Source organism: Oceanobacillus sp. B139/18, assembly GCF_055524595.1.
The window spans coordinates 1-18,028 of record NZ_JBVFXI010000006.1; the positions used below are offsets into that span (position 1 = coordinate 1).

Sequence of the window (18,028 nt, forward strand, 5' to 3'; positions counted from 1 at the left end):
CTCTGCTTGCGCCGCTTCTTCTGCTTCTGCCTCCGCTTGTGCTGCTTCAGCTTCCGCTTCTTCTTCTGCTTGCGCTGCTTCTATATTTTCACTTGATTGATTATTTTCATTCAATTCATCTTCATTAGCTGATTTATTATCAGGTACTTGTACAACTGGTGCACCTTTTTGTTCAACATTTGATTTCTTTATAGTTAACATTTGATCAATAAAAATAAGATCTGATTCAAGATTATTCCATTCTTTCAAATCAGTAACCGTTACACCTAGTTTATATCCGATACTAGATAATGTATCGCCCTTTTTTACTTTGTATTGTTCGTTAAGAATTAATTTTTGATTTGGATGAATAAGAGATGACTTTAAATTATTTAAATCAAATAATTTGTCAACAGTCGTTCTATGTTCTTTTGCTATATTCCACAAGTTATCGCCATTTTGAACCTGATATTCCGCTGCTGAAACATTTGAAAGACAAGAGCCGCCTAAAACGACACCCGTAGCAACTGTAGCTACTAATTTTTTCATTATGTAGTCCCCCTATAAATATTCGACAAATTCAATAATAGCACATTTTACCAAACAATAAGTTACAAAAATATTAATAGTTTATTACAAACGATATCGAAATAAGTAATAATTTAATGTTAACATCCTAAACCTTGCCATTTTATTGCGTCATTCTTTTACCTTAATTCTATTTTTCTACTTTCAATCTGATTTAAATCATTCTCCAGCTGATTCACACAAATTACTCCCCGTCTTTTTCCAAAGCATTCAATACACCTACCTTTTACATTTCTTGTTATGCCACCTCCTCCAAAAAGAGTGATATTTCCTCTTTCTATCAAAACCAAACGTCATTTTACAGGTTTTTTTACGGATGGTTCTCTATGATAAATTCCTTTTCCGGTTAAAATAAATTATCAGTTTGTTTTCCTGTTACTTCTAGCATTTCAAAATTTTAAGTAAGATAGGACAAGATGGATTATCACAATATAATACAAAGATAATTCTCTATTTTGTGATGTAAACGCATTCATTTATTATTTAGCAATTGTTATGATTTTAATCAAAGGAGGCGGCATTGTGTTAGGAGAAAGAGAAGAGATTATTTTTAACGCATTGATTAATGACACATGTATTACAAGCTCAGAGCTCGCAGATAAATATAATCTTTCTCGCCGACAGCTGGGCTACACCTTTCAAAAAATAAATACGTGGTTAAAAGATAGCCGTTTACCCGAAATTGAACGAACCAAGAAAGGTCAATTTATTATTGATCAATCTATTTTAACTGCAACCGTGAAGCAAGACGCTGTTGCAGACTCCAAATTCCAGGATGGAATCATGTCAGAGCAGGATCGGGTAAAATTTCTTACCATGGCTATATTAGGGCGAACAGAAACAATTTCATTAAACGGGTTAACGAACCTGTTAGACGTCAGCAAGAACACTATTCTAAATGATATGAAGCATGCGCAGAAGCTGTTGAATGCTTACCAATTGGAAATCCAGCATACAAGAAAAGACGGATATCAGATTACAGGAAACGAATTTCAAGCCCGTAAAATGATGATAGGACTCGCAAATGAATTAATCCTGCATGATGACAACAAGAGTAAACTGCAGGAAGTTCTGATGCTTGAGGATGAGCTGCTTGCACAGTTCGAGCGCCGTTTAGAGCGGGTTGAACAAAAGCTTACCATTCAGTTCACTGATGAAATTATGATGACACTTCCAGCTATTTTTGTCTTAATCCTGAGAAGAATTCAAAAAGGATATTCGATTAAGCCTTTATTTATCCGCTATGATGAACTCTCCAATACAAAGGAGTATCAAGCAACGGAAGAAATACTATATGACAAAAATCTGCCGACACCTGAACGCATCTTTATTACGCTCAATTTGTTAACCGGAAGCGTCCACCGAAATTCATGGATGGCCGAGGATTACATTCCTGACCTGGTACCAGCCATTGATAAAATGGTCCGGCTCTTTGAAAAGAATGCCTGCATCAATTTTCACGATCGAAAACAGTTGATTGATAAGCTTCTGCAGCATTTAACACCAGCATATTATCGGATCAAATATCAGCTGACAGATTCCATTCTTTTTGAAGATAACGATAATGAAGAATTCGAACAGATCCGCCATTTGGTCCATTTAGCAATTACACCGCTTGAAGAAGTGATAGAAAGCAAGATTCCCGAAAATGAAATCACTTATATTGTTATGTTGATTAGCGGCTGGATGCATAAACAGGGAGAAAGCATGGCTCAGAAAATAAAAGCACTGGTCGTATGCCCGCGGGGAATTTCCGTTTCCCGTTTAATGTTCCAGCAGCTTCGTGAGTTGTTTCCTGAATTCGTATTTCTGGATTGGCTGTCTGTCAGAGAGTTTTTACATTACGAGCTGGATTACGATATTGTTTTCTCGCCTGTTTCATTAGAAACAGATAAAAAATTATTTATCTGTAAACCGATTCTGCGTACGGAAGACAAACAGCGTATTCGTAAACAGGTCATGCTAGAGGTGTATGATTACATCCCGAATGAAATCAATGTAGATGATTTGATGGCTAAAATTCAGCTGTATGCAAATATTTCCGATAAAAAGAGTCTGCGGAAGGAACTCTATGCTTTTATCCACAGGGATAAAAATGCTTCCGTTACAAAACAAGACGCTGCAGCAGAAGAAAAGGATTTACATGATTTTCTGACAGTGGATCATATTACGCTGAGAGAATCTGTCGCTTCTTTTGATGAGGCCATTCGGTTATGCGGAGCTCCATTGCTTACAAATGGATACATTACGCCGCATTATATTGATGCAGCCATCCAGCATTCGAAAGAAGATTCGTATATTGCGATTGGCGAACACGTGGCTATTCCACATGCTACACCGGAGGAAGGTGTCAAAAAAGTTGGCATGAGCCTGTTAAAAATTCGTAACGGCGTGCCGTACGGGGAAGAAAATCATCAGATTCACTTGATGATTATGATTGCTGCAGCAGACAAAAAACAGCATATTCATGCACTGATGCAGCTGATGAAGATTGCTTCCTCGCCCAGTCTGTTACCTAAACTGACGCAAGCGAGTTCCAAAGAATATATTCACAAGTTGATTCAAGATTATATCATTGATCAATAGTTAAGGCAGGAGTGTTATTTCATGAGTGAATTACGTTTTGATAAAGAAGTTATTTTAATGCATTTAGAGGCAGCTGATTATACAGAAGTTCTTCAGCAAATGGGAGAAAATTTAGCAAAACATCAGTATGTCAAAGACAGCTTTATTCCAGCAATTGTAGAAAGAGAGAAAGAATTTGCAACGGGATTACCGACAGCTGGAGTATCTGTGGCTATTCCGCATACAGATGCTGTTCATGTTAATCATAAAACCATCAGTATAGCTACCTTAAAAAAACCAGTAGATTTTGTCATTATGGGAGAAGAATCGGAGACCACTCCTGTTCAAATCGTATTTATGCTGGCAATGGATGAGCCTCATTCACAATTGAAGCTTCTGCAGGATTTAATGAAGATTTTTCAAGAGGAGAACTTTCTCAATCAATTACTTCAGACAGATAATGCATCAGAAATGCAGAAACAACTGGCTGACAAGCTGGACCTGCCAAACTTTAAAGGAGGTGAGAAGCTATGAAACAAGTACTTGTAGCTTGCGGAGCAGGAATTGCTACATCCACTGTAGTGAATAATGCGATTGAAGAATTAGCAAAAGAAAATGGCGTAAAAATAGATTTAAAACAAATCCGGATTGCAGAAGTAAGCACCTATGAAGATACAGCAGATCTATTGGTTACTACTGCAATGACAAAGAAGGAATATTCCTTCCCTGTTATCAACGCCCGTACGTTCCTGACAGGAATTGGTGTAGAAGATACAAAGAAACAGATTTTAGAAGAATTATTAAAATAATATCTTGCTGCTCTGTTCTTGTTAAGGGATAGAGCAGCATCCTAACCCATAGGAGGGAAAACTAATGCAAGGATTTGTTGATTTTATACAAGCATTTCTAGGCTTGGGAGCTACTGTCATTTTGCCCGTTGTCATCTTTTTACTTGGACTTTTATTCGGCCAAAAGCCTGGAAAAGCTTTTCGTTCTGGGCTGACGATTGGTGTTGCATTTGTAGGTATTTTCCTTGTCATCGACTTATTGACCTTAAACCTCGGCCCTGCAGCACAAGGAATGGTAGACAGACTCGGCGTCAGCTTAAATACCATTGATATTGGCTGGCCGGCTACTTCATCTATTGCATGGGCATCGACGATTGCTGCTTTTATTATTCCTTTAGGATTAGTTGTAAACGTCGTCATGCTATTAACAAAAACAACGAAAACGATGAACGTTGATATTTGGAACTTCTGGCATTATACCTTTATGGGCGCGATTGTTTATACCGTATCCGGCAGTATCGTGCAAGGACTGATTGCGGCAACTTTATTCCAAATTGTCTGTTTAAAAATAGCAGACTGGACGCAGCCGATGGTACGTGATTTTTATGAAATGCCAGGCGTCTCCGTGGCGACAGGAAGTACGATTTCGTATGCGCCTTTTATTTTTGTGGTTAAAGGAATTCAAAAAATTCCTGGTCTCAATAAACTTCATGCCGATCCAGACTCCATCCAAAAACGTTTTGGGGTATTTGGGGATTCCATGGTTATCGGTTTGATTCTTGGTGCTGCGATTGGCGCTTTAGCCGGCTACGGTGTCGGTGAAATTATCAATATCGGGATTTCGATGGCTGCCGTTATGGTACTGATGCCGCGAATGGTAAAAATCCTGATGGAAGGATTAATGCCTGTATCCGAATCAGCACGTGCATGGCTCAATAAACATTTCGGCGACCGTGAAATCAATATCGGTCTGGACGCTGCTGTTCTTCTGGGACATCCGTCAGTTATTGCTACGGCTTTGATTTTAACGCCAGTCACTGTTTTGATTGCTGTTATTTTACCAGGTAATGCCGTGCTTCCTTTTGGAGACTTGGCAACCATTCCATTTGTTATAGCTTTTGTTGTCGGAGCTTCTAAAGGAAATATTATTCACTCTGTTATCGTCGGCTCGTTCATGATAGCGGTTTCTCTCTATGTAGCAACGGATATCGCTCCATTGTTCACGGATATGGCAATGAGTGCAGACATTAATCTTCCGGAAGGTTCTGCACAGGTGTCCAGCATTGACCAGGGAGGTAATATCGTTAACTGGGTAATCTGGAGATTCTTTGACTTATTTAATTAATGAAAAGATTGATTCGTATCAGTAGTTACTTTTGATATGGAACTAGCAGAAAATAATAGTATTACGAAATATTATCCAGGTATCTTCATTCTTTCATGAAACGAGATTCTATCATCTTTTTTCTGCTTTTCTATATAGTTGATTTGAAAATATATAATACGAGGAGAATAGATCATGAAAGCTCTTGTAAAAACAGAACTGGGACATGGGAATTTACACATGCAAGATGTAGAGGAACCTGTTGTATCCAGTCATCATGTGAAAATCAAAGTAGCTTGGGCAGGTATCTGCGGATCCGATATCCATACCTACGAAGGACATTATAAAGTCGCGGCTCCAGTTACCTTAGGACATGAATTTTCTGGAGAAATAGCAGAGATTGGAGATGGCGTTACCAAGTTTAAAGTAGGAGATCGCGTGACATCAGAAACTACCTTCTATATCTGCAGAGAATGTAAGTATTGCCAATCAGGAGACTACAATTTATGCAATCACCGTAAAGGATTGGGAAGCCAAATAAATGGCGGCTTTGCTAAGTATCTTATCGCGCGTGAAGAAAGCCTTCACCACCTGCCAAAAGAAGTGGATGACCAGTCTGCTGCAATGACAGAGCCTTTGGCGTGCACATATCACGCTATCCAAAAAACAGAAATTCACGAGGGTGATTTAGTCATTGTTCTCGGGCCGGGTCCAATAGGCTTACTCGCAGCTCAAGTAGCCAAAAGCAATGGTGCATCCGTTTTAATTGCCGGCCTGACAAATGATCAGATTCGTCTGGATAAAGCAAACGAAATTGGCATCGATTATGTCATTAACCTTCAAAAAGAAAACCTGAAAAACAAAGTAAATGAACTGACAGATGGGTACGGTGCAGATGTGCTTTTAGAGTGCTCCGGATCGATTCACGCTGCCAATCAAGGTCTTGATTTATTAAGAAAAAAAGGACACTATGCGCAAATTGGTATTTTCCCGGAAGCTCAGGTTTCCCTTGATATGGAAAAAGTCATTCAAAAGGAAATAAAGGTAGTCGGAAGCAGAAGTCAAAAGCCTGCTGACTGGGAACCCTCCATCCAATTAATGAAAGAAGGCAAAGTAGATGCAAAAAGCCTCGTAACACATGAATATTCTATCAATCAGTGGGATGAAGCTTACCAGGCAATAAAAAGCGGGAAAGCCATAAAAGTCATGCTCACCCCTCTGGATGATTAAAGTGTCTGAAATATAAATCGAAATGAGGTTTTAATATGGTTGATATGTTTTTAGATTTTATGCTCGGTCCAATGCGCGGCATCAGTCAATTTTATTTTGAATACCAGGTTATCTTCAATTCCATTGTCGTTGGTATTGCTGCCTATTTCTTAGTAAAAAGAAGTAAGAAATCAAATCAATCGCATTAGAGAGGAGTTCTGACTTGAAAGCTCTAAATTTATACGATACAGAGGATTTACGTTATGAAGAAGATACACCTATTCCTCAAATTATTCGTGAAGAGGACATTCTTATTCAGGTACAATCCGCCGGCATATGCGGTTCAGATTTATCCCGCTACAAAAAGCTTGGTCCTTATGTTCCAGGAACCACTTTTGGCCATGAATTTTCAGGAGTGGTAGCTGCTATGGGCAGTGCGGTAACACAATGGAAAGAAGGCGACCGCATAGCTGCTTGCCCGACCTTTGCCTGCGGGAATTGCATCTACTGCAGACAAGGATTTCCAACCCGCTGTACAGACCTGACGGTTATTGGCGCAAAACAGCCGGGAGCTTATGCCGAATACGTGGTCTTGCCTGCATCTCACGCGCTGCCGCTCCCGGATGAAATTGATTTTGACACTGCCTCCCTGCTGGAACCATCTTCTGTCGTGCTGCACGGTTTTTACCGTACCTCTATCCAGCCAGGTGCAGCAGTAGCAATCATGGGCGTTGGCAGTATTGGGCTTCTTTCCGTGCAGTGGGCAAAAATTTTTGGATCGGCAACCATTTTCGCCATTGATATGGATGAAAACAAACTAAAAATCGCTAAACAGCTGGGCGCTGATATTCTGATTAACCCGCTGAAAGAAGATACAGAAACGGTTATAAAAAAACATACCGCTTCCTCTGGTGTTGACCTGGCCGTAGAATCAGCAGGTTCTCCCCTGACAAGCGAGCAGGTGCTAGCACTCCCTAAAAAAGGTGGAGAGGTTTTATACTTAGGTATTCCCTATGGCGATATTACCCTCCACCGCTATTATTTTGAAAAGATCGTCCGAAATGAATTGCAGATTTTAGGTGCCTGGAATGCATTATCTGCACCTTTTCCAGGGAAGGAATGGACTACGGGACTCTATTATATGAAAACAGGACAGCTAGATGTAAAGCCGATGATTTCTCATCATCTTCCGCTGGAGAAAGGTCCTGAGATTTTCCAACAGCTTATTCATAAAGAAATAGACGCTGCGAAAGTTCTTTTTCATCCTTAGACTGTGAAATTTAAAAAAAGAAGCCGGAAACAGAGCTCCGACTTCTTTTTTGCTGCTAATCAAGCTGTACACAGTTCTTTCTTTCATTTACCTGCATGATGGCATATTACCGATTCTCCTTAATAAATATACTCCCTAACGGCAATCTCAAAATACGATTATACAGCTTTTGATAAAAAGAAATATCATAAGCCTCTGTCCCACCTAAATTATCCATCATTCGAAATGGGACAAAAAACGTATTTACCTTCATATCCGGATTCACAACCAGCCCATTTCTTTCATAAAAGCGGATTCGCCGAAGCCTCGTTGCCTGGTCCTTCTCATCCTTCGCAGCGTCCGGATCCTCCACCTCCAGTAAAATACCATCAGGAAACAACGCATTTAACTGACGAATGAGTTCACTGCCAAGGCCTTTTGATTGATATTTTGGAAGAATAGCCAGATATGCAATAAAAACACCTTTAAACCCAGGCGCCTTCTGATAAATAGCATAGCCATATTTTTCCTGCCCATCCGTAAGATAGACAGCTTCCCAAATGCTCTTTTTGAAATTATGCCGTATCACAAAACGGGGAAATAACTCCCCCCGGCCAAATTCCTGTTCTAAATAATTATAAAGAACCTTTATATTGATATTCGTTACATTCATTTTTTCTAAATAGTATTTCGTCGATTGCATGATAATCCTCCAGTTTCTATTTCAAGCATTACTTAGATTTTTTGCGCTTCTTTTGTCATTCGCTGTAAAAACCTTTTTCTGCTCTTTTCTTTTGTATATCTTAAAAAAGACATGGTATGTACTGTTGTTGGTGTAATGCCGCACATTTTAAGCACTTGCTTCTTTAACACTTTTCCATAATCTTGCTGTACGAGATTCGCATAAATTGCCGGTGTATCGTGCGTCGTAATAATCCATGCTGTTTTATTTTTCAACAGACCGATTGGTACAATACCTTTATATTCATATGCAAATCCTTTTGCAAAAACACGGTCGATAAATCCCTTTAAAATAGCTGGCATTCCGCCCCACCAGATTGGAAAAATGAAAATAAGATGCGTGGCCCATGACACTATTTCTCCATATCCTTTTACTTCTTCATCGAACTGTAAATTTCTTCTTTTATGTGTATCATCAAAGTATAAAACCGGATTATACTTATCTTTATATAAATCAATAACCTTCACATGATGCTTTGATGAAATATTCTTTTCTACGGTTGAAAAAATAGCGGAATTAAATCCGTTATCATTTGGATATGCATAAATAATTACAATATTTTTTGCTGTAGAACGTTTATTTTGAACCATGTTATCCGCCTCTTCTTACATACTTTTATGAACATCTGTTTATTAATGTATACATGTATTATATAATCGCATTAATAAAGGAACAATATTCAATTTCTGTTCATCTGTAAATAAATAAACAGTTTCTCAAATAGTGTTTAGAAAGGATGAAAAAGATGGCAGACCGACGTACGAAAAAAACACAAAAAGCAATTAAAAATACCTTTTTAACGCTCCTGGAAGAAAAAGAATTAACGAAAATAACCGTTTCAGAAGTTTCCAATTTAGCGGATATAGGACGGGGAACCTTTTATTTACATTACCAAGATATATTCGACCTTTACAACCAGTTAGAAAATGAATTATTACATCAGCTTTTGCAGTGGATTGATGAACTATACGGCGGCAGTCAGTCTATTACGCTAACAGAATTTATGGAAAAAGTAGCAGAAGCTATTCTTCAAAACCAGAAGATTTTTAAACTATTTATGAATGAGCAAAGAAGCAGCCTGCTGCTGTCAAAAGTAAAAGAAAAAATTACAGAAAAAGAACTGGAAGACAGAAAGCGGCATGGCGTCCTTCAAAATGCTGATTTCGAAAAGTATAATGTTTCCTTTCAAGTTTCCGGTACGATAGAAGTATTAAATGAATGGATAAAAACTGGAATGCATCAAAGTCCGAAAGAAATATCAGAAACGATCTCGCGCATTATTTGTGATGCGGACGATATTGCCAGAACAGTCACAAAGATAAAATCTACTTCGCATACATAAGAATGTAAAAGAAATGGAGCTGCATACAGATACAGGAGTGTACAGCTCCATTTCTTTTCTTCATTTATTAATTACCAGGAAATGTTTGTTTCCCCTTCATTCACTTCAGACTGCTCAATAAACACAGGTTGTTTTTCAATGCCCTTCACCTGCTACGTATGAGACACAACCATCTCCGCATTTCCTTTTAAAGAAAATGCTTTTACCGTATGAGGAATAACAAAATGATCTCCTTTTTCAATAGCAAAGGATGTATCATCTATCGAAATCGAAGCTTCCCCTTTGATCACACTCACCTGCAGAAAATCTTTATCTCTTTCCATCATGGCGTCTCCTTGTAAATCCCAATGATAGACCGTAAAATAAGCTTCCTCAACAAGTTTTTGGACTGTCAAATCCTCTATTGCTTCCTGAAGTGTTCCCACACTCGGATCTTCATGAGGTACATTGGTTACTTCAGCAGCCTGTTCGAGATGTAATTCCCTTGGCTCCCCGCTGGTATCCGTGCGGTCATAGTCATAGACACGATACGTAATATCCGAGCTTTGCTGTGTTTCTAAAATGACAATTCCTGCACCAATGGCATGAATGGTTCCGCTTGGCACATAGACAAAATCTCCTGCAGTTACAGGTACGCTTTTCAACAGCGTATCCCATTCACCGTTTTCCATTGCTTGCTTCAGCTCTTCCCGGCTGTCGGCATGATGGCCCAAGATTAATTCTGCTCCTTCTTCCGCATCCAGTACGTACCAGCATTCTGTTTTTCCATAAGGAACGCCCTCTTGTTTCTGGGCATAGATATCATCCGGATGAACTTGAACAGAAAGATTTTCATTCGCATCCAGGATTTTAACTAAAATCGGGTACGTCTCTCCTGCAACCTCTGCTCTATTAAATAATTCCTTATGGTTTTCCCACGCATCTTGAAGTGTCCTGCCCTCGAGCGGTCCATTTTTGATTTGGCATGGTCCGTTCGGATGAGCGGAAATAACCCACGCTTCGCCCGTACGTTCATAAGGCGTCGAATAACCGAATTCTGTTTGAAGCTTCGTTCCTCCCCAAATTCTTTCCTGCAAAACCGGTTCTAAAAAAAGTGGTTCATTATACATACAGATCCTCCTCAGAAAAATCTTGCTTCCCCTAAAATTTCTTATTGTTACCTGTTGCTCTATTCTTTTAAATGAAGCCTGCTTCCTTTAGTATAGCTTCTTTTATTGAACTTCCTCAAGCAGTTTCCCTATTCCTTCGCTTTGCACTTCTCTTGTTGCATATTGTAGCGATATCACTTTCCGGGGAAATGAACTGCTGCCAGGTTATTTCGATTTTTCGATGAAACCTCTCTCTTCATCGCTGCATTCCAACAGTATTGCCGTTTTGTCATCAGCATACTTAAACCGCGGATACCTTTGCAGATAGATATCGCTTTCTTCTTGCTGTACAACATATTTCAACAACCGTTCAATGCCATACTCCATCGCATACATTGCCGTATCTCTCCAAACATCGCCATCCACTCCATAGAGCTGCATCCCATCTGTAAGCAGCAGAACCTTTTCCACCTGTTGAAGCGGAATTCTTCCATAACTTAAAAAATCCATCGCTTCCGCTGTACCATCCATAATGCTGTAACCCTGAACTGTATTTAACTTCCTTCGATTCGCTGCCAATGCAGGAATAATCTGTTCTTTCTCCTCTTGATAGACCTTTTGAAAAGCTTCTCCACTGACATCTGCGCCGATTCTCTCGGAAATAGCTTCATATAAATCAGAGATTACCTTTTCATCCAGTCGCATAACATGATCATAGGAAAGCGCCTGTATTCCGCCATCCTGATACTTTACAAAAATCATGCAATCCCCGGACTGTGCATACTCCATATACGTTTCATGTATTTGTATTGCTGCAATCCCGCAGGTGCTGCGTTTTTCTTTTGAAATGGCATTGATTTCCTGACCCAGCTCCTGTTTTGTCCTCTCCGCTAAATCTCTATTTCCTTGATGAATCAAGTCGATGAACGAAGCACCAGTATTCGTGTTATCTAAGCGATGCTGCATGGTTTCTGCTGCTATTTTCCCTGGCAAGCCTCCTACTCCAGTTGCCCCGTCAATCACTGCAAACAGCTTTCTTCCCAAATTTTCTACATAGGCATCTTCATTTGTCGGAGCACTGCCTTGCTTATGTACTTTTGATATGTGAATCATTCTATTCCTGCTTTCTTTGTTGATCAGATTTTAAATCAAATGAATAACCCTTTCCTTAGTTTAACATGCGAAAAACGTCTCCATGCATAAAAAACTATCACCCGTCCATCAGATGATAGTTTTCTGCTTTCTTATTTTGCTCTTGATTTTGTAATGATTTTCCCGTCCGTGCCTACTCTCCGGATAAACAGCGCCAGAATAAATGCTAAACCGATAATCAACAAGGAGATAAAGAACGAGAAGTTAATGCCGTGAAGCATTGCCTCATTCATTATTTCTGTCTGCATCTGCTCTGCTGCTGCACCAGTCGGCATTTGTGACGGATCTATATTTTTCATTGCTTCCTCAGCAAGCGATTCTGCCTCACTGTTCGTCCGGCTGTTCATCACCGTAATCAGCAAGGCCGATCCGATAGCTCCAGATACCTGCTGCAGCGTATTGTTCATCGCCGTGCCGTGCGGGTTTTGATGCATCGGCAATTGGTTTAGCCCATTTGTCATAACAGGCATCATTACCATCGACATTCCAAAGGAACGAAGCGCAAAAATGACCATAAGCGATGTGATCGTAATCTCTAAATCCAACTGTGTAAAGAAGTACGTTGTCACACCTGTAATCGTAAGCCCGACAAGCGTTAATGTACGGGCACCGAATTTATCGAATAAACGTCCGGTAATCGGCGACATAATCCCCATCACAAGCGCGCCAGGAAGCATGAGCAGCCCTGCTTCAAATGGTGTAAATCCGCGGACAGTCTGCACATATAACGGAATTAAAATCATTCCTGAAAATAATGCCATTGCCAATACAACAGAAATGGCTGAAGATAAGGCAAACATCGGGTAACGGAAAATACGGAACTCAAGCATTGGATCTTCCATACGTAATTGACGAAGAATCAGCGCGACAATACTAATTACACCGACAATCAATGTCATATAGACAGCCGGATGACTCCATCCCATCTCTGAATCTCCTGCTGAACTAAATCCATACAATAAACCGCCAAATCCTAAGCTGGACAAAATAATTGATAGAACATCCAGCTTGATACCACGCTGGGGCGTAATATTTTTCAGCTTGAATACGCCGATTAATAAGGAAATCACAGCAATTGGGAAGACCACATAAAATAGCGTTCTCCAATCAAAGTGCTCCACAATCCATCCAGATAATGTTGGCCCAATCGCCGGCGCCACAATCATTACCAGACCGAAAGTTCCCATTGCCGTACCGCGCTTTTCAATTGGAAAAGCAGTCAGCATGACATTCATAAGCAATGGCATCATTACTGCTGATCCTGCTGCTTGAATCAACCTTGCCAGTAAAAGAATGGAAAAGGTCGGTGAAATAGCCGCTATTAATGTACCTAATGTAAACAATGTCATTGCGGTTAAAAATAACTTTCTATTTGTAAAACGCTGAATCAAAAACGCACTTGCCGGAATAAGAATTCCGTTCACAAGCATATATCCATTCGTCAGCCATTGAACCGTAGTCGGACTTACTTCAAATTCTGTCATTATTGAAGGCAGTGCTACGTTTAATAATGTTTCATTTAAAATAGCTACAAACGCCCCGATAAATAAAATAGCAATCATCCCGTAAGGCGGTTGTTTATGCATTTCTTTTATGTCTGTCATTATATACCCTCACTTTCTCTCCATAGGAAAAATCATGTTTCCTTCTGTCTGTTATGTTAAAATTTTTGTTGCACTGAAATACGTTTCTATGCTGCGTAGTGCTTTTCTGACATACAAATAACGGCATTAAGAAGAGGGTTAAAAAACATTTATTTGTTGTTTCAAAGCAGCCTCTCACTTAAGACTTAACTATTTTATACCTGTTGTCCAATAAATGCAACATAAATCTTTCAATGATTTTAAAATGTTGATATATCAAGGGATGTAGACTATCATAAATATTGTACACCTATTCTATTTTCGCAAAATTTTATATAAAGGGACGGTTACATGAACAAGAAAAAGAAACAAATTATTGAAGCTGCACAAACGCTTTTTATTAAGAAAGGGTTTTCTGCGACTCCAATCCAGGATATTTTAGAAGCAGCCAATGTATCAAAAGGAACATTCTATAATTATTTTTCTTCCAAAACGGAATGCTTAATGGCCATTTTGTCATTTATCAAGGAGGAAGTTATCCACGACCGCCATCAGCTTGCTCTTGGAAAATCCTCCTCAGACAAAGAGGTTTTTGTTAAACAGATTGCTGCCCGTTTTCATATTGATAAAAAACATAACCTGATGGCCTTGTTCGCTTCTTTGGCCAGTTCAGATACAGCACATCAAGAATTAAAAGAATTCCTAAACCAGCAATACCTGGAGGAAGTCACGTGGATGGCTGAACGGATTTGTGACGTGTTCGGTGCTAAGAAACAAAAACACGCCTATGACGATGCGGTTACCTGCTTCGGCACCATCCATTTAACCTCTAAAATATTAATGGATATCAACAAAACAGAAATTCCGATAGAAGAAACAATTTATTTTGCTCTCGGGCAGATTGAACGAGCAAACTTACATCCCCCCTTTTTACAGGCTGACTATTTTCTCCCCTACCATCAGATAAAGGATGCTGGAGAGCAAGACAGCAAAGTGGAATTACAGCAAATATTAACAGCGTTAAACTGCAGAGTAGACAAGCTGAAAAATGATAAACTGACATATTATCATCACTTTTTACTAGAACAGCTCAAATTAGAGAATCCCAATTTATTTTTGATGGAAAGCGTCATGAATTCCTATCAGAACGCCTTATTGCATACCGAATTAGAGGATAAGGGAAAATATATTCAAATACTGTTTACGCAATTCATGGAGGAGAAAAGGGAAAATAGCTAACAATTGTTTTCCTTTCCAGAGTTAGAAAAGGTTTATTTTCCCAAAATAAAGAAAAAATCGCATACATTTTGATGTTGCAGCTAATTTACAAAACCTTTGTGAATGGTATAGACTATAAGTTAGAGTTTGAGATAATTTACCCATATTTAAGAAAGGTGGTGAAAACGTGAAAAAGATATACACTTTGCTTGCTATTTCCCTGCTATTCTTTTTGATTGCTTGTTCTCAGGAAGCAAGTGAAGATGAGGTTGTTGAAAATGTACTAAGTTCCCATCGTGATGTGAATCAATACGCAGCTGACTTTACAATTGATACATCTGACCTTACCAGAACGACAAGCTATAACATAGAAGTTCAAGTGACAGAGGACCCTGCAGCACTGCATCAGATTTCTACAGCGGAAGCGGATGGAGAAGAAACCTCCATCGAAACGTATCGTGCCGGCGAGGAAATTTATACACAGGAAGCAGATAATCCTTGGGTAATGAGAGAAGCGGAAGAAAATGAACCTTTATTCAGCCCATCCTACAGAGAGGTTGTTTCTGTCCTGGAAGCTGTCATTGATTATGCTGAATTTGATTCGGAAGGCGGAACCTACACCTTTCATTATGATGGCTTTGAACGGGATATTTATGAAGCATTTGAAGGCCCATTCAATATTCTGTTAGGCGGTTCGGATATTGCTGATGAGGACATGACTTTAGATTACACCTTTGAAGTAAACAAGAAGGATTTCTATATTGAGAATTTAGAATACAACCTCTCCGTTGAAAATGAAACCGGCAATGTAGATATAAATATTCTTGTAAACTATGATGATGTAAATAATGTTGATGACATTGAAATACCTGATGAAGCGATTGAAGAAGCATCTTAACCAGATGCAGTTGATACCGGTATCAGGTTTCGTTGAAATAGATGTGCAATAGAACCTCTTCGTAATGCGCTAAAGCTTTATGAGGGGTTCTTTTTATGCAGGCAAATTCTAGATTGGCCTCTTAGAAGCACACAAATTAGACAGGTCCAGTAATTTTTCTGATTGCATAGAAATAATTATAAAATTCATTTTTAAAAAATAATAATTATTAATTTTTGAAAAATAAAAACATTTTATGTTTATTTATTATTTTGAATATGGTAAACTATTTTTATGAGATACATAATATGTTAAAAATATAAACATAAGGAGGGTTGTCATGGCACCTATTTATGAAATAACCGGGAAAACCATGGCAATATTGCCAGGAACAACATCCAAATCCGCATCAAAAGTCCTTGAATCAAATAATGAACATATGCTTACTTTCAAAGAAAAACCCTTTGAAATCATTGAGCAGAACTGCATAAAAAATCTGTCTTCTTATGCTGGAAGAAGAGCTTCTGTTCTTCATTACACAAGTTATACACAAAAAACCCCTGTCCCCGTCAGCGTTGCCCGGGGAATTATTGTATTTCCGACGCAGGGGCTTTCCAATAAAAAGTGTGTATGGATTTTTTACCAGCATGTTTCCAAAATCATAAAAAAAAGCGATGGAAGTGATATCATATTCAAAGATGGTACAACGTTATTTTTAAAAATCTCTAAAAAGCAATTAAATAATCAACTTTCGCGCTGCAAGCGGCTAAATGGAATCATTGAAAACATCGAAGAAAATGGGGTGCCGCCTTCAGAGGATCCATCTGAAGCATTAGGCAGGATTCTTAGTACGCTGATTCAAAAAGAACCTGTTGAGCCTCAGAAGTAAGCGTGACGTTTTTTAACAATCTCACAGCAAGACAATCACTCACAGGAATCATTCTTCTGAGTTTTTCACCTCATAAGTCTGGTTGCTCTTGTTCTGTGTATTGTTTGATATTTTCTAAATCAGAACGTTCACCATAGGAAATTGCTATATCCCGGCCTTCATAACAAGGATATCCTTGCCTCCTCTACAAAATACCCCCCTCTTTTTTTAAGCTTATTAGCAAACCAACAGAAAAACGCTCCTACCTTCAGGTTAAAGGAAAGAAGCGTTTTTACATTCGTTATAAATAGAATAGCCTTGTCCAACAGATTATTTTTTCTAGCTGAATTAAAACCATTAAAAATGATAAATCACATCATCAATAAGCCTTAACCACACCACCATCTATCAATAATGTCTGTCCGGTAACATACGTATTTCGATAGGAGCCTAAGAAGACGGCCGCATCTGCAAATTCCTCCGGCGTGCCGTATCGGCCGATTGGGATCGACGCCTGGACTTTATTTTTCCAATCCTCTAATGCAACCTGATTCTTTTCCGCATTTTTCTCATCGAGGCTCCGTAACCGGTCCGTATCAATTTTTCCTGGTCCTACGATATTAATTAATATATCATTTGCCGCATAATCCGCTGCCAGCGATTTGCAAAGAGCCTGGACACCGCTTCGAAAAATATTAGACAGCAACAGCTCGCTGATCGGCTCTTTAATAGAAGTAGAGGCGATGTATAAGATTCTCCCCTGTCCATTCGTCTTCATCAAAGAAATCGCTTCTTTCATCGCCCGGACAGCACTCATCAAGGTTAACTCAAAGGCATCATACCAGTCCGTTTCCTCACTGGATTCAAAATCAATAACCGGCGGTCCTCCTGCATTGCTTACCAATACATCAAGCACGCCAAACTGTTCCTTCACAAAAGCAAATAAACGGGCGATATCTTCCTTTTTCGAAACATCTGTAACAAATGGAATTACTTCGCTGCCCGTCTGATTGGAAAGCTCAGCTGCTGTTTTTTTCAGAGTATCTTCATTTCTGCCGGTAATTATAACAGAAGCCCCTTCTTCCGCATACCTATTGGCAATTTCTCTGCCAATGCCTCTGCTGGATGCTAAAACAAGTACTTTTTTGTTTGTTAGTTTTAAATCCATTGAATATCGCTCCCTTTCATTGTTATTCATCATAATATCATATACGGTGCAAGTTATAGAAGGCTGACGCAGGTATTCATTAAATGGGCAAAAGCCCAGTTCTTATGTGAAATTAGCTTTGTCTGAAAAGCAAAAATATGTAAAGGGAATCCAATTAATTGACAGTAAAAGCAAATAATTCTACACTAACAAATAAATAGTTAAACCTTTTAACTATTAAAAGCATTAAGTATTGGAGGTGGAAAATTATTAACGAGGAAAATAAAAATGAACTTTCCAAACTGCTTT

General features: G+C 39.0%; 18 protein-coding genes. 11 read left to right on the top strand and 7 right to left on the bottom strand.

Annotated elements, in window-relative coordinates; genetic code table 11:
- On the bottom strand, nt 1–528 hold a 528-nt coding region (locus ACZSMY_RS16610), incomplete at its 3' end, for a LysM peptidoglycan-binding domain-containing protein (RefSeq protein ID WP_465148003.1).
- A 561-nt stretch (nt 529–1,089) separates the two neighbouring features.
- On the opposite strand from ACZSMY_RS16610, the gene ACZSMY_RS16615 reads away from it, so the two are divergent.
- From ACZSMY_RS16615 to ACZSMY_RS16645, 7 genes are all read left to right on the top strand, one after another.
- On the top strand, nt 1,090–3,153 hold the full coding sequence (locus tag ACZSMY_RS16615; RefSeq protein WP_256705050.1) for a BglG family transcription antiterminator: 2,064 nt from the start codon (nt 1,090–1,092) through the stop codon (nt 3,151–3,153).
- 21 nt (nt 3,154–3,174) lie between these two features.
- Entirely contained in the window at nt 3,175–3,666 is a 492-nt protein-coding gene (locus ACZSMY_RS16620) for a PTS sugar transporter subunit IIA (RefSeq protein WP_256705051.1), read from the top strand.
- The gene (locus ACZSMY_RS16625) at nt 3,663–3,941 is read left to right on the top strand and encodes a PTS sugar transporter subunit IIB (protein WP_256705052.1); all 279 of its coding nucleotides are present in this window, start codon (nt 3,663–3,665) and stop codon (nt 3,939–3,941) included. Before ACZSMY_RS16620 ends, ACZSMY_RS16625 begins: the two co-directional genes overlap by 4 nt.
- A 64-nt stretch (nt 3,942–4,005) precedes the next feature.
- A complete protein-coding gene (locus ACZSMY_RS16630; RefSeq protein WP_193065475.1) occupies nt 4,006–5,265 on the top strand; it encodes a PTS galactitol transporter subunit IIC in 1,260 nt (419 codons plus the stop codon).
- 174 nt (nt 5,266–5,439) lie between these two features.
- Nucleotides 5,440–6,474 carry a zinc-binding dehydrogenase gene (locus ACZSMY_RS16635; RefSeq protein ID WP_341173255.1) on the top strand — a complete coding sequence of 345 codons (1,035 nt, stop codon included), beginning with the start codon at nt 5,440–5,442 and terminating at the stop codon, nt 6,472–6,474.
- A gap of 35 nt (nt 6,475–6,509) precedes the next feature.
- Nucleotides 6,510–6,662, top strand: coding sequence for a hypothetical protein (locus ACZSMY_RS16640; RefSeq protein WP_175296999.1), 153 nt, complete (start codon nt 6,510–6,512; stop codon nt 6,660–6,662).
- A 14-nt stretch (nt 6,663–6,676) separates the two neighbouring features.
- Nucleotides 6,677–7,723 (top strand): galactitol-1-phosphate 5-dehydrogenase, encoded by a 1,047-nt coding sequence (locus ACZSMY_RS16645; RefSeq protein ID WP_256705054.1) that lies wholly within the window; start codon nt 6,677–6,679, stop codon nt 7,721–7,723.
- A gap of 106 nt (nt 7,724–7,829) precedes the next feature.
- On the opposite strand, the gene ACZSMY_RS16650 is transcribed toward ACZSMY_RS16645, so the two are convergent.
- The gene (locus tag ACZSMY_RS16650) at nt 7,830–8,405 is read right to left on the bottom strand and encodes a GNAT family N-acetyltransferase (protein ID WP_341173256.1); all 576 of its coding nucleotides are present in this window, start codon (nt 8,403–8,405) and stop codon (nt 7,830–7,832) included.
- A gap of 32 nt (nt 8,406–8,437) precedes the next feature.
- Nucleotides 8,438–9,034, bottom strand: coding sequence for an NAD(P)H-dependent oxidoreductase (locus ACZSMY_RS16655; RefSeq protein WP_256705056.1), 597 nt, complete (start codon nt 9,032–9,034; stop codon nt 8,438–8,440).
- A 155-nt stretch (nt 9,035–9,189) separates the two neighbouring features.
- Between ACZSMY_RS16655 and ACZSMY_RS16660 the strand changes: the two genes are divergently transcribed.
- Nucleotides 9,190–9,786: a TetR/AcrR family transcriptional regulator gene (locus ACZSMY_RS16660; protein ID WP_256705057.1), complete on the top strand. Its 597-nt coding sequence runs from the start codon at nt 9,190–9,192 to the stop codon at nt 9,784–9,786.
- Between the two features lie 152 nt (nt 9,787–9,938).
- Here the strand turns inward: ACZSMY_RS16660 and manA are convergent, their stop codons facing one another.
- The 3 genes from manA to ACZSMY_RS16675 form a co-directional block, all read right to left on the bottom strand.
- Nucleotides 9,939–10,895: a mannose-6-phosphate isomerase, class I gene (manA, locus tag ACZSMY_RS16665; RefSeq protein ID WP_465148004.1), complete on the bottom strand. Its 957-nt coding sequence runs from the start codon at nt 10,893–10,895 to the stop codon at nt 9,939–9,941.
- Between the two features lie 204 nt (nt 10,896–11,099).
- Nucleotides 11,100–11,987 (bottom strand): protein phosphatase 2C domain-containing protein, encoded by an 888-nt coding sequence (locus tag ACZSMY_RS16670; RefSeq protein ID WP_341173258.1) that lies wholly within the window; start codon nt 11,985–11,987, stop codon nt 11,100–11,102.
- 131 nt (nt 11,988–12,118) lie between these two features.
- Complete coding sequence (locus ACZSMY_RS16675; RefSeq protein WP_332094492.1) at nt 12,119–13,630, bottom strand: DHA2 family efflux MFS transporter permease subunit; 1,512 nt, start codon at nt 13,628–13,630, stop codon at nt 12,119–12,121.
- Between the two features lie 330 nt (nt 13,631–13,960).
- Here ACZSMY_RS16675 and ACZSMY_RS16680 point away from each other — a divergent pair, with 330 nt between their 5' ends.
- From ACZSMY_RS16680 to ACZSMY_RS16690, 3 genes are all read left to right on the top strand, one after another.
- Nucleotides 13,961–14,848, top strand: a complete 888-nt coding sequence (locus ACZSMY_RS16680; RefSeq protein WP_193065466.1) for a TetR/AcrR family transcriptional regulator — start codon at nt 13,961–13,963, stop codon at nt 14,846–14,848.
- A gap of 166 nt (nt 14,849–15,014) precedes the next feature.
- Nucleotides 15,015–15,725, top strand: coding sequence for a DUF6612 family protein (locus tag ACZSMY_RS16685; RefSeq protein ID WP_465148005.1), 711 nt, complete (start codon nt 15,015–15,017; stop codon nt 15,723–15,725).
- 319 nt (nt 15,726–16,044) lie between these two features.
- Nucleotides 16,045–16,593: a competence protein ComK gene (locus tag ACZSMY_RS16690; RefSeq protein ID WP_212928907.1), complete on the top strand. Its 549-nt coding sequence runs from the start codon at nt 16,045–16,047 to the stop codon at nt 16,591–16,593.
- Nucleotides 16,594–16,951: 358 nt separating this feature from the next.
- On the opposite strand, the gene ACZSMY_RS16695 is transcribed toward ACZSMY_RS16690, so the two are convergent.
- On the bottom strand, nt 16,952–17,740 hold the full coding sequence (locus tag ACZSMY_RS16695) for an SDR family oxidoreductase (protein ID WP_212928908.1): 789 nt from the start codon (nt 17,738–17,740) through the stop codon (nt 16,952–16,954).
- Nucleotides 17,741–18,028 lie beyond the last annotated feature (288 nt).

What these genes read in the sequence shown, in the direction of transcription:
- ACZSMY_RS16680 (WP_193065466.1), top strand. Translation starts at nt 13,961, where the DNA reads ATGAACAAGAAAAAGAAACAAATTATTGAAGCTGCACAAACGCTTTTT.
- ACZSMY_RS16675 (WP_332094492.1), bottom strand. Translation starts at nt 13,630, where the DNA reads ATGACAGACATAAAAGAAATGCATAAACAACCGCCTTACGGGATGATT.
- manA (WP_465148004.1), bottom strand. Translation starts at nt 10,895, where the DNA reads ATGTATAATGAACCACTTTTTTTAGAACCGGTTTTGCAGGAAAGAATT.
- ACZSMY_RS16690 (WP_212928907.1), top strand. Translation starts at nt 16,045, where the DNA reads ATGGCACCTATTTATGAAATAACCGGGAAAACCATGGCAATATTGCCA.
- ACZSMY_RS16670 (WP_341173258.1), bottom strand. Translation starts at nt 11,987, where the DNA reads ATGATTCACATATCAAAAGTACATAAGCAAGGCAGTGCTCCGACAAAT.
- ACZSMY_RS16660 (WP_256705057.1), top strand. Translation starts at nt 9,190, where the DNA reads ATGGCAGACCGACGTACGAAAAAAACACAAAAAGCAATTAAAAATACC.
- ACZSMY_RS16655 (WP_256705056.1), bottom strand. Translation starts at nt 9,034, where the DNA reads ATGGTTCAAAATAAACGTTCTACAGCAAAAAATATTGTAATTATTTAT.
- ACZSMY_RS16650 (WP_341173256.1), bottom strand. Translation starts at nt 8,405, where the DNA reads ATGCAATCGACGAAATACTATTTAGAAAAAATGAATGTAACGAATATC.
- ACZSMY_RS16630 (WP_193065475.1), top strand. Translation starts at nt 4,006, where the DNA reads ATGCAAGGATTTGTTGATTTTATACAAGCATTTCTAGGCTTGGGAGCT.
- ACZSMY_RS16640 (WP_175296999.1), top strand. Translation starts at nt 6,510, where the DNA reads ATGGTTGATATGTTTTTAGATTTTATGCTCGGTCCAATGCGCGGCATC.
- ACZSMY_RS16635 (WP_341173255.1), top strand. Translation starts at nt 5,440, where the DNA reads ATGAAAGCTCTTGTAAAAACAGAACTGGGACATGGGAATTTACACATG.
- ACZSMY_RS16695 (WP_212928908.1), bottom strand. Translation starts at nt 17,740, where the DNA reads ATGGATTTAAAACTAACAAACAAAAAAGTACTTGTTTTAGCATCCAGC.
- ACZSMY_RS16620 (WP_256705051.1), top strand. Translation starts at nt 3,175, where the DNA reads ATGAGTGAATTACGTTTTGATAAAGAAGTTATTTTAATGCATTTAGAG.
- ACZSMY_RS16625 (WP_256705052.1), top strand. Translation starts at nt 3,663, where the DNA reads ATGAAACAAGTACTTGTAGCTTGCGGAGCAGGAATTGCTACATCCACT.